Source organism: Pseudomonas sp. 1912-s (genome assembly GCF_029269205.1).
In the GTDB taxonomy this organism is placed as follows: Bacteria; Pseudomonadota; Gammaproteobacteria; order Pseudomonadales; family Pseudomonadaceae; genus Aquipseudomonas.
In genome coordinates, this window is sequence record NZ_JARIXR010000001.1 from 35,659 (window position 1) to 62,549 (window position 26,891).

Sequence of the window (26,891 nt, forward strand, 5' to 3'; positions counted from 1 at the left end):
ACGGCATTCCCACTGCTGGACGCCGTTCATGAATGCCCCGTCACCTGTAAAGCTTACGCTAGTCACTGCCAGCGTCATCCTCTGTTGGGCGTATTCGCCGATTGGTGTGCATATGGCCTTGCACAGCTACAGCCCGGGCCAGTTAGCCTTGGGGCGGTTCTTGATTGCTTCGGTATTGATGGCCGGCGTGGCATTGGTCATGAGGATCGAGCGGCCACGCCTGCGGGACTTGCCGTGGCTGTTGGTGCTGGGATTCTTCGGGATTTTCCTGCACCACCTGACCATCAACTTCGGCCAGCAATTTGTCACGGCTGCCGCGTCCAGTGTGCTGGCGCAGTCGGTTCCGCTGTTTACGGTGCTGGTGGCGTTTTTCGGGTTGAAGGAGCGCGTCACCGGTTGGCGCTGGGGGTGCGTGCTGCTGGGGTTGAGCGGGGTGCTGGTGGTGATCTGGGGCGAGCATGGTCTGGGCGAGATCGACCCCCGTGGCTTGATGATCCTGGTGGCGGCGCTGTCGTGGAGCCTCTACTTCACCCTTCAGAAACACTATTCCCGGCGCTACAGCCCGCTGACCACCGTGTGCTACACGGTGTGGTCGGGCACCTTGCTGCTGTGTGTCTATTTGCCGGGGTTGCCGGCGGTGGTGTCGCAGGCATCCACGCAAGCCAACCTCGCGGTGCTGTTGCTCGGCGCGTTTCCCAGCGCGCTGGCGTACCTGGCGTGGGCTTATGTGTTGCGGCACATCGAGGTCAGCCGCGCGTCGGTGGCGTTGTACCTGGTGCCGCCCGTGGCGATGGTGATGGCCGCCACGCTGCTGGGCGAGCAGGTTTCGCTGCGCGTGGTGCTGGGTGGCCTGATCGTGCTGGCCAGTGTCGGCGCCATCAGCCTGGAAGGGCGCTGGCGCCGCAAGCCGCTACGGGTTCACGGTGAACACCCGCAGACGGTGACCGTCGGGATCCTGGGCGACAAAGGTGTAGCCGAAGTCCGCCTCGACCGGTGACTGGATGATGCTCAGCCCCAGGTCCGCCCAGCGCGCGTGCAGTTCATCGACCGTTGCTACATCCACCACGCAGAATCCCACCTCGCCACCGCCGACCGTGGCCTGGGCCGCGGGCTCCACGGTATGGCGTGACCACAGGCCAAGCTTCACGCCGTTTTCTAGGATGAACAGGGCAAAGGTCGGCCCCAATTCCACGGGCGGCTTGTCCAGCAGGCGGCTATAGAGGTTGGCACTGGTGGCCGGGCTGTCGACGTACAACAAAAAGTAATGGGCAATGCTATTCATGATGACTCCCTGGAATGGCGCAGCAATGGCGCGGCTCAGTCCCTAGTCTAAGGGGCTGTCCTGTCAGTTCATGTCAGGAGTCATCCAGCAAAGAGCAGACAGTCTCGCTGTCTGCTCTTTTTATTGCGTGCACTTGTGTTACGAGCTCTAAGGCTTGGACAAGGCCTGGTCTACCGCTGCGATCAGCTTTCCCAGATCCTTCGGGGTGGCTTTATGAATGACACCGAACAGATAAGCGCGCTGTTCCTCCTCGTCGACCAGGTCTGCGAAAAAGACTTTCAGCTTCACTCCCAGCGCCTCTGCGAACAAGAACAGAGCCTCGACGCTGGGTGTATAGGTGCCGGTTTCGAAGCGGCTGATGGTTTTAGGGTCAAAACCGGTTTTTTCACCTAGTTCAGCCTGAGTAAGCCCTGCGACCTTGCGGTAACGTCTGATGGCCGGACCCAAACTTGAAATGTGCATCGCTCAATTCCCATTTAGAATCAAGAACTTAACGATAAATCTTAAAATTAGACAACCGCACGTACCATCACCTTTTCTTGCAAAATGTGATGTAATTCGTAGAATCGGCATCTAGGACAAGTATTTGGTGGTCTCGTTTCAGAAGGCAGGTTTATGAAACAGGAAATCATTGCTTTCTCCTTACTCTCATAAATGTGCCCCTAAAACGGACGCTTGGCAGGGACCGAAATGTCGCTCGTCAGTGCCACGCATCATTGCGCCTCACGTGCCGGATACCCGAATTAAAGCCTAGTTGATCATCACTGAATGGATGGTGAATTGCTGTGCAAAATCGTGGGTTTGCGTACCTTTGCGGCCAACCAGCCGATCGACGGCGCAGCCCGACTGGAAATACGAATCCACCTGTCCTGCCTACCCGGTGGTCCAGAGAGCGATCGAATGCTGTCCATGGAGCTTTAACGTGCGTCTCAATTTGCCGGTCACTGCTGTTGAGCAGACTTTTGGGGAGCAGCAACGGCTAATTTCCGCGACTGACGTCAACAGCCACATTACCTACTGCAACGCCGAGTTTGCTGCCATGAGCGGCTTTACCCAGGCCGAGCTGATCGGCAGCACCCACAACCTGGTGCGCCACCCGGACATGCCGCCCGCCGTGTTCCAGCTGATGTGGAGCTACCTCAAGGCCGGGCAGAGCTGGATGGGCGTGGTGAAGAACCGCTGCAAGAACGGCAACTATTATTGGGTCAGCGCCTATGTGACGCCGATTCTCGAAGACGGGCGCCTGACCGGCTACGAGTCGGTGCGGGTCAAGCCCACCCGCGAACAGGTGCGGCGCGCAGAGGCGCTGTACGCACGTTTGCAGGCCGGTGGTGCGGCGGTCGCGCCAGTGCGGCGCCTGGCGTCGATCGCCCGGGCCATGGCCTTGCCATTGGCCGCCGCCGTGGCCAGCCTCGCCGCCTTCCAATGGGCTCCAGGTGTGTGGGCCCAGGCGTTGACTGCCGGTTTGTTTCTCGGTGTCGGCATCTGGGGCCATCAACGCTTGGGACTGCAGCTCAAGCGGATTGTGCAGAACACGCCCAATACCTTTTCCGACCCTATCAGCGCCATGACCTACAGCGATGCGCTGGGCCCGACCGCGCAGCTGGAAATGATCCTGATCAGCGAAGAGGCGCGGCTGAAAACCGCGCTTACCCGACTCAGCGACCTGGCCAACCAGATGGCCGAAGCCGCCGCTCACTCCAGTGTGCTGTCGAGTACCACCGAATCGGCGCTGCTGGAACAGCGTGCCGAGACCGACATGACCGCCGCCGCCATGACCGAGATGGCCGCGTCCATCGCCGAAGTGGCGGTGCACGTGCAACAAACCGCCAGCGAAGCCCACACCGCCAACACCCTCGCCGAACAGGGCAGCCAGGTGGCCGGTACTTCCCGTGAGGCGATCCAGTTGCTGGCCGGCACCGTCACCCAGATCAACCAGGCCGTAGGCAACCTGGCCGGGCAGACCCAGCAGATCCAGGTGGCTGCGAGCATGATCCAGGCAATCGCCGACCAGACCAACCTGCTGGCGCTCAACGCGGCCATTGAAGCGGCCCGCGCCGGCGAGCAAGGCCGCGGCTTTGCGGTGGTGGCTGATGAGGTGCGTGCACTGGCGGGCAAGACGCGGGAGTCGACCCAGCAGATCCAGGGCATCATCCAGAACCTGCGGGCCGGTGCCGATGAGGCGGTCGAGATCGCAAGCCTGGGCATTCACGAAGCCGAGCAGGGCGTGCAGCAAGTGCTTGAGGCGCAACAGGCGCTGCAAGGCATTCGCCACGCGGTGGAACGTATTACCGACATGAGTCAGCAAATGGCTGCTGCCTCACAGGAACAATCCCACGTCGCCGAGGAAGTGTCACACCAGATCAATAACGTCGCCGCCACGGTGCAAAAGACAGCGGGCAATGCCAACGCTGCAGTCACCCGTGGCAGGGAACTCGAAAGCATCTCTTCCGGGTTGCGCGCCCTGGTCGAGCGGTTCAACCGCTAGCCACAGTGAGCCTGACTCATGGACGAGAAATACCGCAGGGCCGTGGATGCAGCCGCCATTTTCTCCGAGACTGACCTGGCGGGCTGCATCACTTACGTCAATGACCAGTTCTGCGGCATGTCCGGCTACGGGCGTGACGAGTTGCTGGGCCAAAACCACCGGATCCTCAGTTCCGGGCTGCACCCTGCGGCGTTTTTCCAGGGCATGTGGCAGGCCATCAGCGAAGGCCGGGTGTGGCGTGGGGAAATCTGCAACCGGGCCAAGGATGGGACATTGTATTGGGTCGACAGCACCATGGTGCCGCTGCTCGATGAGCAGACCGGGCGCGTGCAGAAGTACGTGTCGATCCGCTTTGATGTCAGCGAAAAGCGTCAACTGCTGCACACCCTGCAATGGCGGGTCGGCCACGATGTGCTGACCGGCTTGCCAAACCGTGCCTACCTGTCCGAGTTGCTTAACCAGTCCCTCGAATTCTCCCGCAACGAAGACATCCCGCTGGCGTTGTGCATGCTCGACCTGGACGGCTTCAAGGCGGTCAACGACGGGTATGGGCATGCCTGCGGCGATTTGCTGTTGGTGGAGGTGGCTACGCGGCTGCGGGAGATTATTCGCGGCGAGGACGTGGTCGCGCGGCTCGCCGGTGATGAGTTTGTGCTGATCCTGCGTTACGTGCGTGATATCGATGAGCTCAACGGTGCCTTGCTGCGCATCCTCAAGGCGATTTCCGAGCCGTACTCGATCCAGGGTGCCGAGCTGAACGTGTTCGCCAGCATCGGCGTCACGCTGTTTCCCCTGGATGACGAAGACGCCGACACCTTGCTGCGTCATGCCGACCAGGCGATGTACGTGGCCAAGCAGAGTGGGCGCAACCGTTACCAGTTGTTTGATGTGTCCCTGGAGCAAGAGGTCAAAGCCAGCCACCAGACGGTGGAGCAGATTCGCCAGGCCCTGGCGGCGGGGCAGTTGTGCCTGCACTACCAGCCCAAGGTCAACTTGCGCTGCGGCACGGTGGTGGGGTTCGAAGCGTTATTGCGCTGGCAGCACCCCGAGCGTGGCCTGGTGACGCCGGGGGACTTCCTGCCGCTGATCGAGCAGACCGACCTGATTGTCGACATCGGCGAATGGGTGATCGACCAGGTGTTGCGTCAGATGCACCAGTGGCAGGTGCATGGACACTGGTGGTCGGTGAGCGTGAATATCGCGGCGCGGCATTTCCAGCGCGAGGATTTTGTCGAGCGGCTGCAAGACTTGCTGGCGCACTATCCGCAGGTGGAGCCGCACCGGCTGGACCTGGAGATAGCCGAGTCGGTGGCCATCGACAATATCCAGCGCGTCACCCAGCACCTGGAAGCCTGCCAGGCCCTGGGCGTGCAGTTTTCCCTGGATGATTTTGGCACCGGCTATTCGTCCCTCAGCTACCTCAAGCGGCTGCCGACCCAGACCATCAAGATCGACAAGTCGTTCGTGCGCGACATCCTGCACGACAAGGACGACCTGGCGCTGACCAAGGCCGTGATCGGCCTCGCCCGGGCGTTTGGCCGCGAAGTGATCGCCGAGGGCCTGGAGACCCTGGAGCACGGGCAGCTATTGATGCGCATGGGTTGCGAAGTGGCCCAGGGCTATTTCATCGCCCGGCCGATGCCGGCGGTGGAGGTGCCGGGTTGGGTTGAAGGGTTTGCGCCGCCGCTGCAGTGGCAAAAGCTCGAGTGATGTTTACTGTGGCGAGGGAGCTTGCTGTGGTGAGGGAGCTTGCTCCCGCCGGAGTGCGCAGCGCTCCCAAAGATTAGGGCCGCTACGCAGCCCAGCGGGAGCAAGCTCCCTCGCCACAGAGTAAATCAGGTGATCTCAAGGGGCGGGGGCGCTGTTCCCGGTGTACAGCTGGATGATTTCATCAATCTCGCCGGACATTTTCATCCGCAGCAACGTGCGCAGGATCTGTTGCCCGGGCACCTGCGGGTCGTTGCGCACGTAACAGCCCAGGCTTTGTTCTTCGATCACGGCCACTGTGTGCAGGCGCTGTGTGGGCGGTAATTGCTGATTAAAGCGGTCGAGGATCCATTCATTGCTCACCGCATAGTTGAAACGCCCGGCCGCGAGCTTCTGCAACACCTGCTCCTCACTGCGGCTGTCCTCGCGGCTGAGCTGGCCCCTGGCGAAGCGTGGTTCCAGGGTCGGGTAGCTATAGCCGAGCACCGTGCCGATGTGTTGCGACGCCAGACTGTCCAGGCGCACTGACAGCGGTGGCACCTGCGCGGCGACCAGCACATTGCGCTGCACCATCAGCGGGAGGCTCCAGGTGTAGTCGCCCGACAGGTTGTTCAGCCACGCCGGCGTCACGTAGCAGCGCACATCAACGTCCCCGCGCTCCATGGCGGTGTCGATGCGCGCACGGGGCAGCACCACGAATTTCGCGGGGCGCCCGACCTGGGTGGCCAGGCTCAACATCACGTCATACAAAATGCCCTGGGTCGGCTGGCCCTGGTCGAGTTGCACCATGGGCATGGTCCAGCTGTCGGAAATGGAGAAACGCAGAGGTGCGGGGGCCGCCAGGCTGACCGTTGCAATCATCCACAAGGCGCCCACGACTGCGCGCATAAACTCTCCGGCTTCAGCCATTTAAAGCTTGGTTAGACCAGCTTAGTCAGATTAGACGAGCGTGCCGGATGCAATTTCCCCCTTGCTCCGCTAGCATTACCCGCTTCCGCTTCCCAGTTGCGACGGTTTTCGATGAGTTATCAGGTTCTTGCACGTAAATGGCGTCCGCGCTCGTTCCGCGAAATGGTCGGCCAGACCCATGTGCTCAAGGCTCTGATCAATGCCTTGGACAGCCAGCGGCTGCACCACGCCTACCTGTTCACCGGTACCCGCGGTGTGGGCAAGACCACCATTGCCCGTATCATCGCCAAGTGCCTGAACTGTGAAACCGGCATTACCTCGACGCCCTGCGGTACCTGCTCGGTGTGCCGGGAAATCGACGAAGGGCGCTTTGTCGACCTGATCGAGATCGACGCCGCAAGCCGCACCAAGGTCGAAGACACCCGCGAGCTGCTCGACAACGTGCAGTACGCGCCGAGCCGCGGCCGCTTCAAGGTCTACCTGATCGACGAAGTGCACATGCTCTCCAGCCACTCGTTCAACGCGCTGTTGAAAACCCTGGAAGAGCCGCCGCCCTACGTCAAATTCATCCTGGCCACCACCGACCCGCAGAAACTTCCTGCAACGATTTTGTCGCGGTGCCTGCAGTTCTCCCTGAAAAACATGACCCCGGAGCGGGTGGTCGAGCATTTGACTCACGTGCTGGGCGTCGAGAACGTGCCGTTCGAAGACGACGCCCTGTGGCTGTTGGGGCGTGCCGCCGACGGCTCGATGCGCGACGCCATGAGCCTCACCGACCAGGCCATCGCCTTTGGTGAAGGCAAGGTCATGGCGGCCGACGTGCGGGCGATGCTCGGCACCCTGGACCACGGCCAGGTGTTCGACGTGCTGCACGCGCTGATCGAGGGCGACGCCAAGGCGTTGCTCGAAGCCGTGCGCCATCTGTCCGAGCAAGGCCCGGACTGGAATGGCGTGCTCTCGGAAATTCTCAACGTGCTGCACCGAGTCGCCATCGCCCAGGCCTTGCCTGAAGGTGTCGACAACGGCCATGGCGACCGCGAGCGCGTGCTGGCCCTGGCCCAGGCGCTGCCGGCCGAAGATGTGCAGTTCTACTACCAGATGGGCCTGATTGGCCGACGTGACTTGCCGTTGGCACCCGACCCGCGCGGCGGCTTCGAAATGGTCCTGCTGCGGATGCTGGCCTTCAGGCCCGCCGACACGGCGGATGCGCCGAGACAGCCGCTAAAGCCAGTGGGGATCAGCCAGGCCACAGTTGATTCCGCCAAACCAGTGGCTGGCCCGGCTGTTGTCGCGCCAGTGGTTTCGCCGCCTGCGCCGGTTGCGCCGGCACCGGCCCCGGTGGTTGCCGAGCCCGTAGCGCCTGTGGTCGTGCCTGAACCGGTGGTTGAGCCGGCGCCTGTGCCTGAAGTCGACTTGCCGTGGAACGACCCGGTAGAAGCCGAAGTCGAGCTGCAGCCTGCCGTCGAGCCGGTACTGGAAACCGCCGCCGAGCAGCCCGAACTGACGCCGATGCCGTCACCAACCCCGGACAGCGTGGTGCCGGACGCTCCCGAGTGGGTGTCGGCCCCGGTGCCGGAGCCGACCGTCGCTCAAGTGGACGCCGCTACCCCGGGCACCGACCTCGACGACGAGCCGCCGCTGGACGAAGACTACATCGAGCCGGACATGGACTCGGCCTACAGCTACCTGGACGACCTGGCCAGCGAACATACCGCCGAGCCCGCCCCGGAGCCCGAACCCGAACCGGCAGCGATGCCGGCCACCGGCCTGGCGTTGCAATGGCTGGAGCTGTTCCCGAAACTGCCGATTTCCGGCATGACCGGCAGCATCGCCGCCAACTGCACGCTGATTGCCGTGGATGGCGACCATTGGTTGCTGCACCTGGACCCGGCCCACAGCGCCCTGTTCAACGCGACCCAGCAGCGTCGGCTCAACGATGCCCTGAACCAGTTCCACGGACGCACGCTGACCATCAGCATCGAGCTGATCAAGCCCGAGCAGGAAACCCCGGCCCAGGCCGCTTCCCGTCGCCGGGTCAACCGCCAGCGCGAGGCTGAAGAGTCGATCCACGGTGATCCGCTCATCCAGCAGATGATGGAGCAGTTTGGCGCGGTGGTGCGTCACGATACTATTGAACCTGTAGAAGCCCCGGTTCCCCAAGCGTCGTAAGCCGGGGCCAATAATTGATCCACGTACTTTTGAGGTGATTCCCATGATGAAAGGTGGCATGGCCGGCCTGATGAAGCAGGCGCAGCAGATGCAGGAAAAGATGGCCAAGATGCAGGAAGAACTGGCCAACGCCGAAGTCACCGGTAAAGCCGGTGGCGATATGGTCAGCGTCGTGATGACCGGTCGTCACGACATCAAGCGCGTGAGCATCGACCCAAGCGTATTGCCGGGTGTTGGCGAAGATGACCTGGAAATGCTTGAGGCGCTGTTCGCCGCGGCCGTCAACGACGCCGTGCGCAAGATCGAAGCCAACAGCCAGGACAAAATGTCCGGTGTGACCGCTGGCATGCAACTGCCACCGGGGATGAAGCTGCCGTTCTGACCGGCAAGCCCGCGACTGAAAATGCCAGGCCCCGTGCCTGGCATTTTTTTTGGGGGTAAGCTGATCGAACGCGTAACCCTTGAATGCTGTCTGCACCCTATACCGTTGAATTCAATCACCGATAGAAGGAGCCTCGCTGATGACCGAAGCATTGACCCTCAACCAGCGCATCGTGCTGGTCTCACGCCCTCACGGCGCACCGGTGCCGGAAAACTTTCGCCTGGAACGCGTCGCGCTGCCGGAACTGGCCGACGGCCAGGTCCTGCTGAAAACCCTTTACCTGTCTCTGGACCCGTACATGCGCGGGCGCATGAGTGATGCACCGTCCTACGCCGCACCCGTAGAAATCGACGAGGTGATGACCGGTGGCGCTGTCAGCCGTATCGAGCAATCCCGCAATCCCAAGTTCGAAGTGGGTGACCTGGTGGTCGGTTCCACCGGCTGGCAGAGCCACAGCATCTCCGATGGCCGCAACCTGATCCCGGTGCCCAAGGGCCTGGCCAGTCCGTCCATGGCCTTGGGTGTGCTGGGGATGCCCGGCATGACCGCCTACATGGGCCTCACGGACATCGGCCAACCCACGTCCGGGGAAACCCTGGTGGTGGCGGCGGCTTCCGGTGCGGTGGGCTCGGTGGTCGGCCAGGTGGCGAAGATCAAGGGCCTGCGGGTGGTCGGCGTGGCCGGTGGCGCCGACAAGTGCCGTTATGTGGTGGATGAGCTGGGCTTTGATGCGTGCATCGATCACAAGGGCGACAACTTTGCCGAGGAACTGGCCCAGGCTTGTCCCAAAGGCATCGATATCTACTTTGAAAACGTCGGCGGCAAGGTCTTCGACGCGGTGGTGCCGCTGCTGAATGCCAAGGCGCGCATTCCGTTGTGCGGCCTGATCGCCGGCTACAACGCCCACGAAGCCCCCAGCGGCCCCGACCGACTGCCTGCGCTGCAGCGCACGTTGCTGACCAAGCGTGTGCGGATCCAGGGCTTTATCGTGTTTGATGACTACGGCGACCGCCAGCCGGAGTTCCTCAGTGCCATGGCGCCGTGGGTGCGGGACGGCAAGATCAAGTTCCGCGAGGACGTGGTGGAAGGTCTGGAGCAGGCGCCTGAAGCCTTTATCGGTTTGCTGGAGGGGCGTAACTTCGGCAAGTTGGTGGTGCGCGTCGCACAAGATTGAGCATTTGACGCTAATCCGGGGCGCGGGTATAAACCGCGTCTCGTTGTTTTGTCGGACCTTTCCCCATGAGCTTCAGCCCCCTGATTCGTCAACTGATCGACGCCCTGCGTACTTTGCCGGGCGTGGGCCAGAAAACCGCCCAGCGCATGGCGCTGCAACTGCTGGAGCGTGATCGCAGCGGTGGGTCCCGACTGGCCCAGGCCTTGAGCCAGGCCATGGAAGGCGTAGGCCACTGCCGCCAGTGCCGCACCCTGACCGAAGAAGAACTCTGCCCGCAATGCGCCGACCCGCGCCGCGACGACACGCTGCTGTGCGTGGTCGAAGGGCCGATGGACGTGTACGCGGTGGAGCAGACCGGTTACCGCGGGCGTTACTTTGTGCTCAAGGGCCATCTGTCGCCACTGGACGGGCTGGGGCCGGAGGCCATTGGTATTCCGCAATTGGTGACACGGATCGAGGAGCAGGGCACCTTTGTCGAGGTGATCCTGGCCACCAACCCAACGGTGGAAGGCGAAGCGACAGCCCATTACATCGCGCAGTTGCTGACCAACAAAGGCCTGATCACTTCGCGTATCGCCCACGGCGTACCGCTGGGTGGCGAGTTGGAACTGGTGGATGGCGGTACCTTGGCGCATTCGTTTGCCGGGCGTAAGCCGATCGCCCTGTAACAAACACCACATTTGTTTGTGGTGTTCACGAGTCTTTCTTCTTGCTTGATAACCAAGCAAGCGCTTGGTAAGTTCGCTCCACCTTCCCGTGGAGCTTGCCGATGTCTGCCTATCAGGAATACTTCGACCCCAGCCACCAATTGGTCCGTGACAGCGTGCGACGTTTCGTCGAGCGCGAGATGTTGCCGGGCATCGAGCAGTGGGAAGAAGCCGAGAGCTTCCCCCGGGAGCTGTACCTCAAGGCTGGCGCGGCGGGGATCCTCGGCATCGGTTACCCCGAAGCCCTGGGCGGCAGCCACGAAGGTGACCTGTTCGCCAAGGTCGCGGCCAGCGAAGAGCTGATGCGCTGTGGCTCCGGCGGCGTGGTAGCGGGGTTGGGCTCGCTGGATATCGGCTTGCCACCCATCGTCAAATGGGCCCGGCCTGAAATACGTGATCGTGTCGCACCGCAGGTCTTGTGCGGCGAGAAGATCTGCGCCCTGGCCGTCACCGAGCCCGGCGGCGGCTCCGATGTCGCCAACCTGCAAACCCGCGCCGTGCTCGACGGCGACCATTACCGGGTCAGCGGCAGCAAAACCTTTATCACCAGCGGCCAGCGCGCCGATTTCTACACCGTGGCAGTGCGCACCGGTGGGCCGGGGTTTGGCGGTATCAGCCTGTTGTTGATCGAAAAGGACACGCCTGGCTTCACCACCGGGACGCCACTGAAGAAAATGGGCTGGTGGGCGTCGGACACCGCCGAGCTGTTCTTCGACGATTGCCGCGTACCGGTAGGCAACCTGATTGGCGCCGAGAACATGGGTTTCGCCTGCATCATGGGTAACTTCCAGAGCGAACGGCTGGCCCTGGCCTTGATGGCCAACATGACGGCGCAGATGGCCCTGGAGGAAAGCCTGGAGTGGGCGGCCCGGCGCGAAGCGTTTGGTAAGCCTATCGGCAAGTTCCAGGTGCTCAAGCATCGCCTGGCGGAAATGGCCACGGCGGTGGAAGTCTCCCGGGAATTCACCTACCGCCAGGCCGCCAAGATGGCCGCAGGCAAGAGTGTGATCAAGGAGATTTCCATGGCCAAGAACCTCGCCACCGATACCGCCGACCGCGTGACCTATGACGCGGTGCAGATCCTCGGCGGCCAGGGTTACATGCGCGGCAACCTGGTGGAGCGGCTGTATCGCGACAACCGCATCCTGTCCATCGGTGGCGGGACTCGGGAAGTGATGAACGAAATCATCAGCAAGCAGATGGGCTTGTAACCCGGATCAACGGTCCGTCAGCGCAAACTGCGTCAGGCAGAACGTCGGTATGCCCATGTCTTCCAGACGCTGGGACCCACCGAGCTCCGGCAGGTCAATGATCGCCGCCGCTTCGAAAATCCGTGCGCCCATGCGCCGTGCCAGGTTGGCCGCTGCGATCAGCGTGCCGCCGGTGGCAATCAGGTCATCGAACATCAGCACCGAATCACCCTCGCACAAACTGTCGGCGTGCACTTCCAGGAAGGCTTCGCCGTACTCGGTCTGGTAACCCTCGGCCAGCACGTCAGCCGGCAGTTTGCCTTGCTTGCGGAACAGGATCAGCGGCTTGTTCAACTGGTAGGCAATGATCGAACCGATCAAAAAGCCCCGGGCGTCCATCGCTCCAATGTGCGTGAACTCGGCCTCGACGTAGCGATGAACGAAGGTGTCGGCCACCAGGCGCAAGGCCTTGGGCGACTGGAACAGCGGCGTGATGTCGCGAAAGATCACCCCAGGCTTGGGGAAGTCGATGACTGGGCGAATCAGGGATTTGATGTCGAACGAATCGAAGACCATCGTCGAGGAGTCCTGGGGCGGAAAACGGACTCGAAGTATACCTGCGACCCAGCCGATTGGCGCGGCCGCAGGTGTCTGGATCAACCGTCGAGCGAACCGCCAGCCAAAGCGCAGAGCTGGATCGGGTCAAGGATGTGCACTTCCTTGCCTTCGGCCGCAATCAACTCGTTCTGCTGGAAGCGGGTGAATACGCGGGACACGGTTTCCACCGCGAGGCCCAGGTAATTGCCGATTTCGTTGCGCGACATGCTCAGGCGGAACTGGTTGGCCGAGAAACCCCGGGCACGGAAACGCGCGGAGAGGTTGACCAGGAACGTGGCGATCCGCTCGTCGGCGGTTTTCTTCGACAACAGCAGCATCATCTGCTGGTCGTCGCGGATTTCCCGGCTCATCACGCGCATCAACTGGCGGCGCAGTTGTGGCAACTGCAGGGCCAGTTCATCCAGGCGCTCGAACGGGATTTCACACACCGAGGTGGTTTCCAGGGCCTGGGCCGACACCGGGTGAATCTCGGTGTCCATGCCCGACAACCCGACCAGCTCGCTGGGCAGGTGGAAACCGGTGATCTGCTCTTCGCCGCCATCGCTCAGGCTGAAGGTTTTCAACGCACCCGAACGTACTGCATAAACGGAATCAAACTTGTCGCCCTGGCGAAACAGGAACTCGCCTTTCTTCAGTGGGCGACCGCGTTTGACGATCTCGTCCAGCGCTTCCATGTCTTCCAAATTCAACGAAAGTGGCAGGCAGAGGGGGGCCAGGCTGCAATCCTTGCAATGAGCCTGGCTATGAGCGCGCAGTTTAACTGGCTCGGACATTTCTTAAATCCTTGTGGGAAAACACACATAAGACGTAAGGGTAACGCACTGGGGGGCGATCAGGCCAGCGTGTACAAAAAAGCAGCAACGGTATAAAGCTTTATGTATCGGCGCCGATACATGGATGTCTCTCAAATGAGCTGGAGCTCAGATCATGTCAGTCAGCACGGTCCAAAACCCGATTATCAACGCGACAGCGGTGTCGATTTGGAAAGCTGCCGATGCAGCCAAGGAAAAAGAAGCGGCCGCCAAAGCGCCGGCTGCTGAAACCAAGGCGGCGGAGCCCAGCGCCACTGAAGGCGTAAAGGTCACCATTTCCGGTGCGGGGATGGGCATGGCCTCGGCGAAGAAGTCCTCCAACAGCGATATTGACGACAGCAGCCTGAGCGACAGCGCCAAGCAACTGTTGAAAATGATCCGCGAGCTGAAAAAGCAGCTTGCGCAGAAGATGGCGGAGCTCTCCGCAGCCATGGCTAACACCTCCCTGAGTCCGGAGGCACGCCAGGCCAAGGTGGCAGGCTTACAGGGCGACGTGGCGACCATCCAGGCCGGCTTGATGACAGCCCAGACGCAATTGGCCAAAGTCTTGAAAGACGAGACGCCCCAGGCCCAGATGGAAGCAATGAGCCTGATGGCGAAGTAACACCCTCAGATCACCCGCGAAAATCGTTGCCGGTTCTGATGCTCCAGGTAGGCATCGAACACCATGCACACCGAGCGCACCAGCAGGCGTCCCGCCGGTAATACGCGGATGCCCTGTGGGTCGACTTCGATCAGTCCGTCGTCGGTCATCGCTTCCAGCTGCGGCCAGAGTTCGTCGAAATAGCCGCGAAAATCGATGTTGAACGCCTGTTCGATCTTCTCGAAATTCAGGCTGAAATTGCAGATCAACTGCTGAATCACTTCCCGTCGCAGCCGGTCATCCGTGGTGCACAACAACCCACGGCTGGTGGCCAGTTGCGCGCCGGCCAGGGCGTTCTGGTAGTGATTCAGGTCGCTGCTGTTCTGGCAGTACAGGTCGCCGATCTGGCTGATCGCCGATACCCCGAGCCCGATCAAGTCGCAATGCCCGTGGGTGGTGTAGCCCTGGAAGTTGCGTTGCAGGGTGCCTTCTTCCTGGGCGATGGCCAGTTCGTCGTCCGGCAGGGCGAAGTGGTCCATGCCGATGTAGCGGTAGCCGGCCTGGGTCAACTGCTCGATGGTGGTTTGCAGCATCAGCAGCTTTTCGGCCGGGGAGGGCAGGTCGTCGGTGTTGATCCGCCGCTGGGGCATGAAACGCTCCGGCAGGTGTGCATAGTTGAACACCGAGAGCCGGTCGGGTTGCAGGCTGATGACTTCCTGCACCGTGCGGGCGAAATTCAACGGTGTCTGCTTGGGCAGGCCGTAGATCAGGTCGATGTTGATCGAACGAAACTGCAGGGTGCGCGCGGCGTCGATCACCGCCCGGGTTTCTTCCAGGCTTTGCAGGCGGTTCACGGCCCGCTGCACTTCGGGGTCCAGGTCCTGCACGCCGATACTGACGCGGTTGAACCCCAGCTCGCGCAGCAGGCCCATGGTCGCCCAGTCGGCTTCCCGTGGGTCGATTTCAATCCCGTAGTCGCCGGAATCATCGTCCAGCAGGTTGAAGTGCTGGCGCAGCCGGCCCATCACTTGGCGCAGTTCGTCGTGGCTGAGAAAGGTCGGGGTGCCGCCGCCAAAATGCAGTTGCTCCACCGGCTGTTTCGGGTCGAGGTGACAGGCCACCAGCTGGATTTCCTGCTCCAGGCGCTGCAGGTAGGCCTGGGCCCGCCCGCGGTCCTTGGTGATGACCTTGTTGCAGGCGCAGTAGTAGCAAATATTTGCGCAGAACGGCACATGCACGTACAGCGACAAGGGCCGTGCGGCCTTGCGACTGTCGCGCAGGGCGTGGAGCAGGTCGAAGGTGCCGACCTGGCTGTCGAATTGTACGGCGGTGGGGTACGAGGTGTAGCGCGGCCCCGCCAGGTCGTAGCGGTGAATCAGATCAGTGTCCCAACGAATGGCGTCGAGCATGCGGGCGTTCCCCCGGATAGGCTAGTGGGCCGAGTCTAGGGGCTGGGTGCAGGGGCCATCTTGATTTGCATCAACGGGGAGCGGCGCTATGCCACATGGCCTTTTAATGGCCCATTAGCCAGTGCTGATGGGGGCCTGGCAGTGTCCACAGGCCAAACACAATCACCAGCAGGCCTCCGGTCATGCGCACGCTGCGTTTGCGCAACACAGCAGTGACACGTTCGGCTGCGAGGCCGGTGGCCAGCAGCACCGGCCAGGTACCAAGGCCAAACGCGAGCATCAGCACTGCACTGTCCAGCGCATTGCCCTGGCTGGCCGCCCACAGCAGGGTGCTGTAGACCAGGCCGCACGGCAGCCAGCCCCAGAGCGCGCCCAGCAGCAATGCCCGGGGCAGGCTGGACACCGGCAACAAACGGTTGGCAACCGGCTGGATATGGCGCCACAGGCCGCGACCGAGGCTTTCGATGCGGGTCAGGCCGCTCCACCAGCCGGCCAGGTACAAGCCCATGCAGATCAGCAGCAGCCCGGCGAGGAGGCGCATGAACATCGCTGCCGGGCTGTTGGCCACCGCCCAGCCGGCCAGGCCGATCAACAGGCCGGCGGTGGCGTAGCTGAGGATGCGTCCCAGGTTGTAGGCCAGCAGCAGGCGAAAGCGCCGACTGCGTTGCTCCTTGGGTATTGCCAGGGTCAGCGCGCCCATCAGGCCGCCGCACATGCCCAGGCAATGGCCGCCGCCCAGCAGGCCGAGGATCACCGCCGAGACCAGCAGGGGCGCCAGTTCAAGCATGGGGCGGGTCTTTGGGCTTGGGCGGTTGCTCGGGGCCGTTGGCTTCATCGACGGCGGCCAGGTGATTCGGGTCCTGGTCATCGAACAGCACGCTGTGGGCCGGGCCGTCCAAATCGTCGTACTGGCCGCTGTCCACCGCCCAGAAGAAGATGTAAATGGCAATGGCCACGATCAACAGTGCCGCCGGGATCATCACGTAAAGAGCTGGCATCTGCACTCCATGCCCGCGCGGCTCAAGCCGGCAGCGGACGGGTTACGGGGGCGGGGCTCGCGGCTGGCGTGCTCGGCATGCGAGTCAGGCGCAGGGCGTTGAGCACCACGGTCAACGAACTGAGGGACATACCGATCGCCGCCCAGATCGGAGTGATCCAGCCAAGGGCGGCAAACGGCAACATCAGGCCATTGTACAGCCCGGCCCACAGCAGGTTTTCAATGATTACCCGACGGGTGCGCCGGGCCAGGGTAAAGGCTTGTACCAGGGCGTCGAGGCGGTTCGACAGCAGCACCGCGTCGGCGCTGGTCTTGGCCAGGTCGGTGGCCGAGCCCATGGCCACGCTGATATCGGCAGCGGCCAGCACCGGCACGTCGTTGACGCCATCGCCGAGCATCAGCACCTTGCGACCTTCCTTGTGCAGTTGTTGCAGCATGTGCAGCTTGTCGTCGGGGCGCAGGCCGCCGTGGGCTTCATCGATACCCAGCTCCGCAGCGACACTGGCGACCATCGGCGAGCTGTCGCCCGACAGCAGCAACGTGCGCCAGCCCCGGGCTTTGCAGGCCGCGAGCAAGGCGGGCGCGTCACTGCGCAGGCGGTCATCCAGGACAAACCAGGCCAGGGCACCTTGAGTGTCGCCCAGCAGCAGCCATTGGCCGGCGTCCTTTGGCGAGTCGGGGAGGGCACAACCACTCAGTTCACAGACAAAACCCGGCTGGCCAATGCGCAACTGGCGTTCGCCGACGCGCCCTTCCAGGCCCAGCCCCGGTGTGCTGAGCACCTCATCTGCCGCCAGGGGTGCACGGCCGAATGCGCGGGCGATCGGGTGTTCGGAGCGTTGTTCCAGCGCGGCGGCAAGGCTCAGGCATTCGTCGCTGCCCAGCACGCCCAGCGGACGAATCGCGCGCAAAGCCAGGCGGCCTTCGGTGAGGGTGCCGGTCTTGTCGAAGATCACCGTGTCGATCTGGTTCAGGCCTTCCAATACGTGGCCCCGGGTCAGCAGCAAGCCGAGTTTGTGCAGGGTGCCGGTGGCCGCCGTCAGGGCGGTGGGCGTGGCCAGGGACAGGGCGCAAGGACAGGTTGCAACCAGCATCGCCAGGACAATCCAGAAGGCTCGCGATGAATCCAGCTCCCACCACACCAGCCCGATGACTGCGGCCGCGATCAACGAGCACAACAGGAACCATTGAGCGGCGCGGTCGGCGATTTCCGCCAGCCGGGGTTTTTCCGCCTGGGCCCGTTCCAGCAGGCGCACGATGGCCGACAGGCGCGTGTCGTGGCCCAGCGCGCGGACTTCGACGGTCAGCGCGCCTTCCACATTGAGCGTGCCGGCGGTGACTGCATCGCCGACCTGTCGTGGTTGCGGCAGGTACTCGCCGGTCAGCAGGGATTCGTCGATGCTCGACTGGCCGTCGAGGATGATGCCGTCCGCCGGCAGTACCGCGCCCGGGTGTACCAGAACCCGATCACCCAAGGCGAGCTCGCTGAGCAGGATGCGTTCACTCTGGCCATCGGCACTCATGCGCAGGCACGAGGCCGGCAGCAGGTTGACCAACTGTGCGGTGGCCGCCGCCGTGCGTTCCCGGGCGCGGCGCTCCAGGTAACGCCCGGCGAGCAGGAACAGGGCAAACATGCCGACCGCATCGAAATACAGCTCGCCGGTGCCGGTGATGGCGGTCCAGATCCCGGCCAGGTACGCACCGCCGATCGCCAGGGATACCGAAACATCCATGGTCAGGTGGCGGGTACGCAGGTCGCGCATCGCGCCCTTGAAGAACGGCGCGCAGCTGTAGAACACGATCGGTGTGGTGAGAAACATCGCGACCCAGCGCAGGATCACATGCAGCTCCGGGCTCAGGTCGATATTGAATTCCGGCCAGGTGGCCATCGTCGCCATCATTGCCTGGAACCACAGCAGCCCGGCCACGCCCAATTGGCGCAAGGCCAGGCGGTTTTCGCTGGCCAGCTGTTCGGCGGCGCGGTCGGCTTGATACGGGTGGGCGGCGTAGCCGATGTGGCGCAACTCGCCGAGCAGTTGGCTCAGCGGCAATTGCCCGTCGGCCCAGCGCACGTGCAGGCGATGGTTGGACAGGTTCAGTCGCGCCTCGGCCACGGCGGGCAGGTTGCGCAGGTGTTTTTCGATCAGCCAGCCACAGGCGGCGCAACTGATGCCTTCCATCAACAGGGTGGCTTCCGACAGATCACCGTCGTGGCGTACGAAGGGTTTTTGCACATCCGCACGGTCATACAGCGCCAGTTCGTCCACCAGTTGCACCGGCAGCGCCTCGGGGTTGGCCGAGGCTTCGCTGCGGTGCTGGTAGTAGCTTTCCAGGCCACCGGCGACAATCGCCTCGGCCACTGCCTGGCAGCCCGGGCAGCACAGCTCGCGGGACTCGCCGAGGATCACGGCGGTGAACCGGCTGCCGGGCGGAACGGGCAGTGCGCAGTGGTAGCAAGGGGTAGGGGTGGTCATGGCTCAGTTCCGATGATCGTTCCCACGCTCTGCGTGGGAACGCCTCGCTGGACGCTCCGCGTCCGCTCTTGTGACGCGGAGCGTCACGGGCTGCATTCCCACGCAGAGCGTGGGAACGATCGAACAGGTACGGTGCTATTTTTTCAGGTCTTCAGCACCCTGCAGCGGCTCGTCGCCCAGCAGCAAGTCCTTGTCATGGCTGACCTGTTCTTCTTCAAACATGCGCCAGGTCCGGTCGCCTTCCACGCCGAGCAATTCGACGAAGCGGCGGCCTTCGACCTTGTCGGTCACCTGGCCAATGTAGCGGCCGGGTTCGCTGTCGCTGCGGGTCAGGATGATCTTGCGGTCCTTCTCCGGCTGGGTCGGCGAGATCAGGTTGAGTTCCAGGGTGCCGGGCCCGCTGTTGCCGGTGAGGTGCAACTCGACTTCGCCGGTCAGTTCGTCCAGGTGCACCTTGGCGCGCAGTTGCAGGGTCTGGGCCAGCAACTCGCGGTCCAAGGAGCGATTGATGCCTTTGCCGGCCTCGTAGTAGTTGTCGTTGACCAGGTTGTCGGGGTTGTTCACCGCGATGGTCACCATGGACAAGGTCAGCGTTACCGAGCACGCCAGGATCCCAATGATGATCCAGGGCCAGAGGTGCTTGTACCAGGGGCTTGCGGCAGTAGCTGCGGGCATTGTTGTGCTCTCTATTAACGAACTTGTGGGCCGATGAATCGGCTCTTGGCTTCAATGTGAACGCTTTGGTCATCGGCGTCCCTGAGGATGAATTTCACCTCGTTGGTGCTCGACGGCAGTTGCTCGGGTGCGCTCGACAGCTCCACCGGCATGCTGAAGATTTCCCCGGCAGCCACCTTGATCTCGCGCCGGCCTTGCAGCTTGAGGTCCGGCAGGCCAGCAGCGTCGAGCACGTAGGTGTGGTCGCGCTGGTCCTTGTTCATGATCTTCAGGCTGTAGACGTTTTCGATCCGGCCTTCGGCGTTTTCGCGGTACAGCACGCGGTCCTTGCTGACATCGAAACCCACCAGCGAACGCATGAAAAACGCGGCCACCAACAGGCTGATCATCGCCAGGAGCACCAGGGCGTAACCGATCAGGCGCGGGCGCAGCTTATGGGTTTTCTGCCCCGAGAGGTTGTGCTCGGTGGTGTAGCTGATCAGGCCGCGAGGGTATTCCATCTTGTCCATGATGTTGTCGCAGGCGTCGATGCAGGCGGCGCAGCCGATGCATTCGATTTGCAGGCCGTCACGGATGTCGATACCGGTGGGGCACACCTGCACGCACATCGTGCAATCGATGCAATCCCCCAGGCCTTCGGCCTTGTAGTCGATGCCTTTTTTGCGCGGGCCACGGGCTTCGCCACGGCGCGGATCGTAGGAAACAATCAGGGTGTCCTTGTCGAACATCACGCTCTGGAAGCGCGCATACGGGCACATGTAGATACACACTTGCTCCCGCAGCCAGCCGGCGTTGCCGTAGGTGGCGAGGGTGAAGAAACCGACCCAGAAATACGACCAGCCATCGGCCTGGCCGGTGAAGAAATCGAACAGCAGTTCACGGATCGGCGAGAAGTAGCCGACGAAGGTCATGCCGGTGACAAAACCGATGATCAGCCACAGGCTGTGCTTGCTGAACTTGCGCAGGAACTTGTTGGCGCTCATCGGCGCCTTGTCCAGCTTGATGCGTTGGTTGCGGTCGCCTTCGGTGACCTTTTCGCACCACATGAAAATCCAGGTCCACACGCTTTGCGGGCAGGTGTAACCGCACCAGACACGGCCGGCGTATACCGTGATGAAGAACAGGCCAAACGCCGCCACGATCAGAATGCCCGACAGCAGGATGAAATCCTGGGGCCAGAAGGTCGCGCCAAAAATGAAGAACTTGCGTTCTGGCAGGTTCCACCAGACGGCCTGATGGCCACCCCAATTCAGCCACACGGTACCGAAGTACAGGAGGAACAGGCCGGCGCCACCGAGCATCCGCAAATTGCGGAACAAACCGGTGAAGGCGCGGGTGTAGATTTTCTCCCTGGACGCGTAGAGATCGACGGTGTTGTTCGAATTTTTGGCAGGCGGGGTAACGTTCTGTACCGGTATCTGGTTGCTCATCATTGCATCCCACGGCGGTGGAGATTTGCCTCGGCCAGTACGTGCCAACCGGGGTCAAAATAGGGGTGTTGCAGTGGCGTAATGATACGCCCCTGATCCCCTTCAACGGGTGCGACCTTTGGTCGCGTTGGGGGAAATCAATTGATGGTGTAGGTGATCTGGATCAATTGACTTGTGAAGTATGGACGGTTTTTGCAGCCTTACCGGTCATTCGTCCCATGGATTGATCAACGCGACACCGCTGGATTGAAAGTCACTGATGTTGCGGGTAACCACTGTCAGCCCATGAACCAGCGCGGTCGCAGCGATCAGCGAGTCACATTCGTTTGCTTGGTCTGGCACATGCAAGCTGGCACAGCGCAGGGCAACTGCTGCATCAATTGGCAGGATCCGGGCATCAAACGCCGGCATTACCTGGCGCTTGAGCCATGTGCGCAAAACCTTCCCCTGAGCGGGATCACGCCGCTCCATTCGCAGGACCCCTGTTTCCAGCTCCTTCAAGGTAATGGCTGAAATATACATCCGTGGTGCGATGACACTTTTGGCCCAGGCGACCACGTTTGCATCGGCCTGGGGTTTGCGCAGTTCAGAAATGACATTGGTGTCGAGTAGATACATCAAGAGAAGTCCACGGGTCGATGAATGATCACGGCGCGTTCGGTTTCGAACTCGATATCGCCCGCTTCTGGCATCACCAACAGGTCAACGATGTCGGCATTGAGGCCTGTCAGTTTTTGGTAGTCCTCAATGCTTAGCAGTACATGGGCAGGCTTGCCCCGATCAGTGATAAAAACCGGGCCCTGGCGGGCGGCTTTTTTGGCACCGCTTGTGTCTTGATTGAATTCACGGCTGGAGATGGTGGTGATGGTCATGGGGGCTAGCCTCCTCATGGGGTACGAATGTAGATACGTTACTACTGCGGTTTTTCTTGATCAACCTCAAATGTAGATACGTTGCTAGGTAGCGCCGGATTTTTTTGGATTGAAATCAAAAACGGCCTCGCCAATCTTCACTGGCGGGGCCGTTTTTTATTGCCTTTTTGCCTTACTCGGCCTCAGCCGCCTTATCCCCATGGGACAGGCTGTAAACGTATGCCGCCAGCAAGTGCACCTTGTCATTCCCCTGCAACTGCTCCTGCGCAGGCATCTGGCCCTGACGGCCATAACGGATGGTCTGCTGCAGTTGTGCGAAGCTCGAACCGTAGATGAACGCGCCCGGATGCGTCAGGTCAGGTGCGCCCATGGCTGGCGTACCCTTGCCCTGCGGACCGTGGCAGGCCACGCAGTTGGCGGCGAACAGTTTCGCACCGTTGGCCACGTCGGCCTTGGCGCCTTCCGGCAGTTTGCGCCCGTCGAGGTTGGTCACCACAAAACCAGCCACGTCGGCCACGCCTTGCTCGCCAATGACTTCGGCCCAGGCCGGCATCACCGCGTGGCGGCCTTTCATGATGGTTTCCTTGATGGTCGCCGGCTCACCGCCCCAGCGCCAGTCGGCGTCGGTCAGGTTGGGGAAGCCGTAGGCGCCCTTGGCGTCGGAACCGTGGCACACCGAGCAGTTGGAGGCGAACAAACGGCCGCCCATCTTCAAGGCTTGCGGGTCCTTGGCCACTTCTTCGATCGGCATCGCTGCGAATTTGGCGAAGATCGGTCCGAACCTGGCGTCCGACTTGGCCATTTCCTTTTCCCATTCGTGCACGCCGGTCCAGCCGGTCTGGCCGTTGGCAAACGGGGTTTGCTTGTCGTTGTCGAGGTAGGCGTAGCCCGGCAGCAGGCCTTTCCAGTTGCCCAGGCCGGGGTACAGCGCCAGGTAGCCGAGGGCGAAGATGATGGTGCCGACGAACAGCATGAACCACCATTTGGGCAGCGGGTTGTCGTACTCCTCGATGCCGTCGAACGAGTGGCCAACGGTTTCATCGGTTTGCTCGGCGCGCTGGCCCTTGCGGGTCGACAGCAGCAGCCAGGTCAGGGCGAAAATGGTACCCAGACTGAGGACTGTGACGTACAGACTCCAGAACGTAGTCATTCTTTGTTACTCCTAGACGCTTCTACGACGTGCTTGATGGCTTCGGGATCATCCGCGAAGGGCAGCAACGTCGCGTCTTCAAACTCCGACTTGCGCTTGGGGCTGAACACCCACAAGGCCAGGCCGATAAAGGCCACCATCACGACAACGGTGCCCAGGCCTCGAATCATCCCGATATCCATCCAGATCACCGTTTGCTTTTGATGATGGTGCCAAGGCCTTGCAAGTAGGCCACCAGTGCGTCCATTTCGGTCTTGCCCTTCACGGCAGCGGCCGCGCCGGCGATGTCTTCGTCGGTGTAAGGCACGCCCAGGGTGCGCAAGACTTCCATCTTCTTGGCGGTGTCCTTGCCGTCGAGTTTGTTTTCGACCAGGAACGGGTACGCCGGCATTTTCGACTCGGGCACCACGTTGCGCGGGTTGTACAAGTGCGCACGCTGCCAGTCATCGGAGTAACGACCGCCGACACGGGCCAGGTCCGGGCCGGTACGCTTGGAACCCCACAGGAACGGGTGGTCCCATACGCTTTCACCGGCCACCGAGTAGTGACCGTAGCGTTCGGTTTCGGCGCGGAACGGACGGATCATCTGCGAGTGGCAGCCGACACAACCGTTGGCGATGTAGACGTCGCGGCCTTCCAGTTCAAGGGCGGTGCGCGGCTTCATGCCTTCCACCGGCTTGTTGGTCACGTCCTGGAAAAACAGCGGAACGATCTGGGTCAGGCCGCCGATACTCACGGCGATGACCATGAAGAAGGCCAGCAGGCCGATATTCTTCTCGACTACTTCATGCTTCATCAGTGAGCTCCCACAACGGCGATCTTGGTAGCGGCTTCGGCTTCTACAGGGTCGGAGGCACGCACGGTGCGCCACACGTTGTAGGCCATGAACAGCATGCCGCTGGCAAAGATCGCACCGCCCAGGGCGCGCACGATGTAACCCGGATGGCTGGCTTGCAGCCCTTCGACGAAGGAGTAGGTGAGGGTGCCGTCATCGTTGATTGCACGCCACATCAGGCCCTGGGTGATGCCGTTGACCCACATCGAGGCGATGTAGAGCACGGTACCGATGGTGGCCAGCCAGAAGTGCGTGTTGATCAGGCTGACGCTGTGCATCTGCGCACGGCCGAACAATTTCGGGATCATGTGGTACAGCGCGCCGATGGAGATCATCGCTACCCAGCCGAGTGCGCCGGCGTGTACGTGGCCGATGGTCCAGTCGGTGTAGTGGGACAGCGAGTTGACGGTCTTGATGGCCATCATCGGGCCTTCGAAGGTCGACATGCCGTAGAACGCCAGGGACACCACGAGGAACCGCAGGATCGGGTCGGTGCGCAATTTATGCCAGGCGCCCGACAGGGTCATCATGCCGTTGATCATGCCGCCCCAGCTCGGGGCCAGCAGGATGATCGACATCGCCATGCCCAGGGACTGGGCCCAGTCCGGCAGTGCGGTGTAGTGCAAGTGGTGCGGACCGGCCCAGATGTACAGGGTGATCAGTGCCCAGAAGTGCACGATGGACAGGCGATAGGAGTAGATCGGACGCTCGGCCTGTTTCGGCACGAAGTAGTACATCATCCCCAGGAAGCCGGTGGTGAGGAAGAAGCCTACGGCGTTGTGGCCGTACCACCACTGGATCATCGCGTCGGTCGCCCCGGCGTAGGCCGAGTAGGACTTGAAGAAACTCACCGGCAAGGACGCGTGGTTGACGATGTGCAGCATCGCCGTCACCAGGATAAACGCCCCGTAGAACCAGTTGCCGACGTAGATATGCTTGGTCTTGCGCTTGACGATGGTGCCGAAGAACACCACTGCGTAGGTCACCCAGACGATGGCCAGCAAAATGGCGATCGGCCATTCCAGCTCGGCGTATTCCTTGGTGGTGGTGTAGCCCAGCGGCAGGGTGACGATCGCGCCAACGATGACCGCTTGCCAGCCCCAGAAGGTAAAGGCAGCCAATGCATCGGAAATCAGTCGCGTTTGGCAGGTTCGCTGCACGACGTAGTAAGAAGTGGCAAACAGTGCACATCCGCCGAAGGCGAAAATCACCAGGTTGGTGTGCAACGGGCGCAGGCGTCCAAACGTCGTCCATGGCAGGCCAAAATTCAACTCTGGCCAAACCAGTTGCGAGGCAATGAAAACGCCGAGCCCCATGCCAAGGATCCCCCAGACCACCGTCATGATGGCGAACTGGCGGACTACCTTATAGTTATAAGCAGTCGGACTGATTGCTGTGCTCATTCTAAGGTTCCACGGTTTAGGTTTTTTTATAGGGTAAAAATCGGTCGCAAGTATGGAGAAAGCAAGATTCCATTGCAACGCAAGGTGACCTGCGTCAATGCGTTCCAAACCAGATTCTGCGCCCTTTCCATGTTTGGCGTAAGGACAAAATTCAGGGTTAAAAGCTGACGACTTGGACAGGATTTTAGAGGGGTCGAAGGTACTTGTAACTAGGTGTGTGTAAACAAGCGGCCCGGGTGACGAATGGTCAGTGGCACGACAGCCGGTAAGTACCAGCCTTTGCGCCTGTCATCGAGCAGAAATGTTTCAACCCATCGAGTGCAAGTCGGCCATCGACCGGCCAATGCCGGTCCACTGTGCAAACAAGCGTAGACCCGAATGGCAGGAGGGGAAAGTCAGCGATCGGAAGGGTGCGACAATGGGTCGCAAAAAAGCCGCACCTGAATCAGGCGCGGCTTTTGGGTAGTGCTGGATTACTTGGGTTGGCTGTCAGGCGTTGCGCCATCGGCATTGTGGGACAGGCTGTAAACGTAGGCGGCCAGCAGGTGCACCTTGTCATTGCCTTGCAGCACTTCCTGCGCCGGCATCTGGCCCTGGCGGCCGTGGCGAATGGTTTGCTGCAACTGTGCCAGGCTGGTGCCGTAGATAAAGCCGCTTGGCTGCGTCAGGTTCGGTGCGCCCATGGCTTCCACGCCATGGCCTTGCGGGCCGTGGCACGCCACGCAAGTGGTGCTGAACGCGACCTGGCCTGCGGCGACATCCGCAGTGCTGTCGGCCGGCAACGGCAGGCCCGCCAATTCGTGGCGCACATAGGCGGCGACGTTTTTCACACCGTCTTCACCCAGTACTTCACCCCAGGCCGGCATCGCGGCGTGACGGCCATTCATGATGGTCATCTTGATTGCATCCGCCGAACCGCCCCAGCGCCAGATGTTGTCTGCCAGGTTCGGGAAGCCGTAGGCGCCCTTGGCGTCCGAGCCGTGGCACACCGCGCAGTTGGAGGCGAACAGGCGGCCGCCCATTTTCAGCGCTTGCGGGTCCTTGGCGACTTCCTCCACGGGCATGGCTGCAAATTTGGCGAAGATCGGCCCGAATCTGGCGTCGGCCTTGGCCATTTCCTTGTCCCATTCCTTGGTCTGGGTCCAGCCGTCTTCATAGCCCGGCAACACGCCTTTCCAGTTGCCCAGGCCCGGGTAGAGGATCAGGTAGCCGACGGCAAACACCAGGGTGCCGGCGAACAGCATGAACCACCATTGCGGCAGCGGGTTGTCGTACTCCTCGATCCCATCGAAGGCGTGGCCCATGGTCTGGTCCACGCTGCCCTTGGTCTCGCCCTTGCGGGTGCCGATCAACAGCCAGGTCAGGCCGATCAGGCTGCCGAGGGTCAGTACACAGATCCATGTACTCCAGAAGGTAGTCATGGCCGGTTGCTCCTTGTTGCAGGCTCTTCTTGAGCGTCGGGGGTTGGCGGTAGGGGTTCATCGGCAAACGGCAGCAGGCAGGCTTCTGCGAACTCCGCGTTGCGCCGCGAGTTGAACACCCACAGCGACAGGCCGATGAAGGCGATGGCCACGACCAGCGTGCCGAGGCCGCGGATGGTTCCTGCATCGAATTCAAATCCCATG

28 protein-coding genes are annotated in these 26,891 nt (G+C 61.8%); 9 read left to right on the forward strand and 19 right to left on the reverse strand.

Annotation, left to right across the window (positions count from 1 at the left end):
- Positions 1 to 28: 28 nt before the first annotated feature.
- Positions 29 to 997 carry a DMT family transporter gene (locus P3C29_RS00140; RefSeq protein WP_275963656.1) on the forward strand — a complete coding sequence of 323 codons (969 nt, stop codon included), beginning with the start codon at positions 29 to 31 and terminating at the stop codon, positions 995 to 997.
- Here P3C29_RS00140 and P3C29_RS00145 read toward each other — a convergent pair.
- Together P3C29_RS00145 and P3C29_RS00150 are read right to left on the reverse strand one after the other, a co-directional pair.
- Complete coding sequence (locus P3C29_RS00145) at positions 911 to 1,282, reverse strand: VOC family protein (RefSeq protein WP_275963657.1); 372 nt, start codon at positions 1,280 to 1,282, stop codon at positions 911 to 913. The two genes, P3C29_RS00140 and P3C29_RS00145, sit on opposite strands and share 87 nt — an antisense overlap.
- A 147-nt stretch (positions 1,283 to 1,429) precedes the next feature.
- A complete protein-coding gene (locus P3C29_RS00150) occupies positions 1,430 to 1,744 on the reverse strand; it encodes a helix-turn-helix transcriptional regulator (protein ID WP_003219061.1) in 315 nt (104 codons plus the stop codon).
- Between the two features lie 460 nt (positions 1,745 to 2,204).
- On the opposite strand from P3C29_RS00150, the gene P3C29_RS00155 reads away from it, so the two are divergent.
- Both P3C29_RS00155 and P3C29_RS00160 read left to right on the forward strand, forming a co-directional pair.
- Positions 2,205 to 3,770, forward strand: coding sequence for a PAS domain-containing methyl-accepting chemotaxis protein (locus P3C29_RS00155; protein ID WP_201122204.1), 1,566 nt, complete (start codon positions 2,205 to 2,207; stop codon positions 3,768 to 3,770).
- Between the two features lie 18 nt (positions 3,771 to 3,788).
- Entirely contained in the window at positions 3,789 to 5,480 is a 1,692-nt protein-coding gene (locus P3C29_RS00160) for an EAL domain-containing protein (protein ID WP_201122206.1), read from the forward strand.
- Between the two features lie 135 nt (positions 5,481 to 5,615).
- On the opposite strand, the gene P3C29_RS00165 is transcribed toward P3C29_RS00160, so the two are convergent.
- Positions 5,616 to 6,365 carry a transporter substrate-binding domain-containing protein gene (locus P3C29_RS00165; protein ID WP_275963658.1) on the reverse strand — a complete coding sequence of 250 codons (750 nt, stop codon included), beginning with the start codon at positions 6,363 to 6,365 and terminating at the stop codon, positions 5,616 to 5,618.
- A 132-nt stretch (positions 6,366 to 6,497) separates the two neighbouring features.
- Between P3C29_RS00165 and dnaX the strand changes: the two genes are divergently transcribed.
- From dnaX to P3C29_RS00190, 5 genes are all read left to right on the forward strand, one after another.
- Positions 6,498 to 8,555, forward strand: coding sequence for a DNA polymerase III subunit gamma/tau (gene dnaX, locus P3C29_RS00170; RefSeq protein WP_275963659.1), 2,058 nt, complete (start codon positions 6,498 to 6,500; stop codon positions 8,553 to 8,555).
- 43 nt (positions 8,556 to 8,598) lie between these two features.
- Positions 8,599 to 8,937 (forward strand): YbaB/EbfC family nucleoid-associated protein, encoded by a 339-nt coding sequence (locus tag P3C29_RS00175; protein WP_003193199.1) that lies wholly within the window; start codon positions 8,599 to 8,601, stop codon positions 8,935 to 8,937.
- 139 nt (positions 8,938 to 9,076) lie between these two features.
- On the forward strand, positions 9,077 to 10,111 hold the full coding sequence (locus tag P3C29_RS00180) for an NADP-dependent oxidoreductase (RefSeq protein ID WP_275963660.1): 1,035 nt from the start codon (positions 9,077 to 9,079) through the stop codon (positions 10,109 to 10,111).
- Positions 10,112 to 10,176: 65 nt separating this feature from the next.
- The gene (recR, locus tag P3C29_RS00185; protein ID WP_003219049.1) at positions 10,177 to 10,779 is read left to right on the forward strand and encodes a recombination mediator RecR; all 603 of its coding nucleotides are present in this window, start codon (positions 10,177 to 10,179) and stop codon (positions 10,777 to 10,779) included.
- A gap of 101 nt (positions 10,780 to 10,880) precedes the next feature.
- Positions 10,881 to 12,029, forward strand: coding sequence for an acyl-CoA dehydrogenase family protein (locus P3C29_RS00190; protein WP_201122212.1), 1,149 nt, complete (start codon positions 10,881 to 10,883; stop codon positions 12,027 to 12,029).
- A 6-nt stretch (positions 12,030 to 12,035) separates the two neighbouring features.
- On the opposite strand, the gene P3C29_RS00195 is transcribed toward P3C29_RS00190, so the two are convergent.
- Together P3C29_RS00195 and fnr are read right to left on the reverse strand one after the other, a co-directional pair.
- Positions 12,036 to 12,584 carry an adenine phosphoribosyltransferase gene (locus P3C29_RS00195; protein WP_010176387.1) on the reverse strand — a complete coding sequence of 183 codons (549 nt, stop codon included), beginning with the start codon at positions 12,582 to 12,584 and terminating at the stop codon, positions 12,036 to 12,038.
- 80 nt (positions 12,585 to 12,664) lie between these two features.
- On the reverse strand, positions 12,665 to 13,399 hold the full coding sequence (gene fnr / locus P3C29_RS00200; RefSeq protein ID WP_003219044.1) for a fumarate/nitrate reduction transcriptional regulator Fnr: 735 nt from the start codon (positions 13,397 to 13,399) through the stop codon (positions 12,665 to 12,667).
- A gap of 154 nt (positions 13,400 to 13,553) precedes the next feature.
- On the opposite strand from fnr, the gene P3C29_RS00205 reads away from it, so the two are divergent.
- On the forward strand, positions 13,554 to 14,042 hold the full coding sequence (locus P3C29_RS00205; protein ID WP_275963661.1) for a hypothetical protein: 489 nt from the start codon (positions 13,554 to 13,556) through the stop codon (positions 14,040 to 14,042).
- A 5-nt stretch (positions 14,043 to 14,047) separates the two neighbouring features.
- Here P3C29_RS00205 and hemN read toward each other — a convergent pair whose 3' ends face one another.
- From hemN to P3C29_RS00275, 14 genes are all read right to left on the reverse strand, one after another.
- A complete protein-coding gene (hemN, locus tag P3C29_RS00210; RefSeq protein WP_275963662.1) occupies positions 14,048 to 15,430 on the reverse strand; it encodes an oxygen-independent coproporphyrinogen III oxidase in 1,383 nt (460 codons plus the stop codon).
- Between the two features lie 103 nt (positions 15,431 to 15,533).
- Entirely contained in the window at positions 15,534 to 16,217 is a 684-nt protein-coding gene (locus P3C29_RS00215) for a sulfite exporter TauE/SafE family protein (protein WP_275963663.1), read from the reverse strand.
- Positions 16,210 to 16,428: a cbb3-type cytochrome oxidase assembly protein CcoS gene (ccoS, locus tag P3C29_RS00220; protein WP_003219033.1), complete on the reverse strand. Its 219-nt coding sequence runs from the start codon at positions 16,426 to 16,428 to the stop codon at positions 16,210 to 16,212. The genes P3C29_RS00215 and ccoS overlap by 8 nt, the downstream gene beginning before the upstream one ends.
- Positions 16,429 to 16,450: 22 nt before the next feature.
- Positions 16,451 to 18,901, reverse strand: coding sequence for a heavy metal translocating P-type ATPase (locus P3C29_RS00225; protein ID WP_275963664.1), 2,451 nt, complete (start codon positions 18,899 to 18,901; stop codon positions 16,451 to 16,453).
- 135 nt (positions 18,902 to 19,036) lie between these two features.
- Positions 19,037 to 19,576, reverse strand: a complete 540-nt coding sequence (locus P3C29_RS00230; protein WP_010176382.1) for a FixH family protein — start codon at positions 19,574 to 19,576, stop codon at positions 19,037 to 19,039.
- A gap of 14 nt (positions 19,577 to 19,590) precedes the next feature.
- On the reverse strand, positions 19,591 to 21,006 hold the full coding sequence (gene ccoG, locus P3C29_RS00235; protein ID WP_275963665.1) for a cytochrome c oxidase accessory protein CcoG: 1,416 nt from the start codon (positions 21,004 to 21,006) through the stop codon (positions 19,591 to 19,593).
- A 207-nt stretch (positions 21,007 to 21,213) separates the two neighbouring features.
- Complete coding sequence (locus tag P3C29_RS00240; protein ID WP_029616137.1) at positions 21,214 to 21,624, reverse strand: type II toxin-antitoxin system VapC family toxin; 411 nt, start codon at positions 21,622 to 21,624, stop codon at positions 21,214 to 21,216.
- A complete protein-coding gene (locus P3C29_RS00245; protein WP_275963666.1) occupies positions 21,624 to 21,878 on the reverse strand; it encodes a type II toxin-antitoxin system Phd/YefM family antitoxin in 255 nt (84 codons plus the stop codon). Before P3C29_RS00245 ends, P3C29_RS00240 begins: the two co-directional genes overlap by 1 nt.
- Positions 21,879 to 22,050: 172 nt before the next feature.
- On the reverse strand, positions 22,051 to 23,028 hold the full coding sequence (ccoP, locus tag P3C29_RS00250; protein ID WP_201122227.1) for a cytochrome-c oxidase, cbb3-type subunit III: 978 nt from the start codon (positions 23,026 to 23,028) through the stop codon (positions 22,051 to 22,053).
- Positions 23,025 to 23,210, reverse strand: coding sequence for a CcoQ/FixQ family Cbb3-type cytochrome c oxidase assembly chaperone (locus tag P3C29_RS00255; RefSeq protein WP_008437575.1), 186 nt, complete (start codon positions 23,208 to 23,210; stop codon positions 23,025 to 23,027). Before P3C29_RS00255 ends, ccoP (P3C29_RS00250) begins: the two co-directional genes overlap by 4 nt.
- Before the next feature lie 5 nt (positions 23,211 to 23,215).
- Positions 23,216 to 23,824: a cytochrome-c oxidase, cbb3-type subunit II gene (gene ccoO, locus P3C29_RS00260; RefSeq protein ID WP_003193167.1), complete on the reverse strand. Its 609-nt coding sequence runs from the start codon at positions 23,822 to 23,824 to the stop codon at positions 23,216 to 23,218.
- Positions 23,824 to 25,266 carry a cytochrome-c oxidase, cbb3-type subunit I gene (gene ccoN / locus P3C29_RS00265; RefSeq protein WP_003219015.1) on the reverse strand — a complete coding sequence of 481 codons (1,443 nt, stop codon included), beginning with the start codon at positions 25,264 to 25,266 and terminating at the stop codon, positions 23,824 to 23,826. The genes ccoO and ccoN overlap by 1 nt, the downstream gene beginning before the upstream one ends.
- Before the next feature lie 473 nt (positions 25,267 to 25,739).
- Positions 25,740 to 26,687, reverse strand: a complete 948-nt coding sequence (gene ccoP / locus P3C29_RS00270) for a cytochrome-c oxidase, cbb3-type subunit III (protein ID WP_275963667.1) — start codon at positions 26,685 to 26,687, stop codon at positions 25,740 to 25,742.
- Complete coding sequence (locus tag P3C29_RS00275) at positions 26,684 to 26,890, reverse strand: cbb3-type cytochrome c oxidase subunit 3 (protein WP_003219012.1); 207 nt, start codon at positions 26,888 to 26,890, stop codon at positions 26,684 to 26,686. Before P3C29_RS00275 ends, ccoP (P3C29_RS00270) begins: the two co-directional genes overlap by 4 nt.
- Position 26,891: the final 1 nt, after the last annotated feature.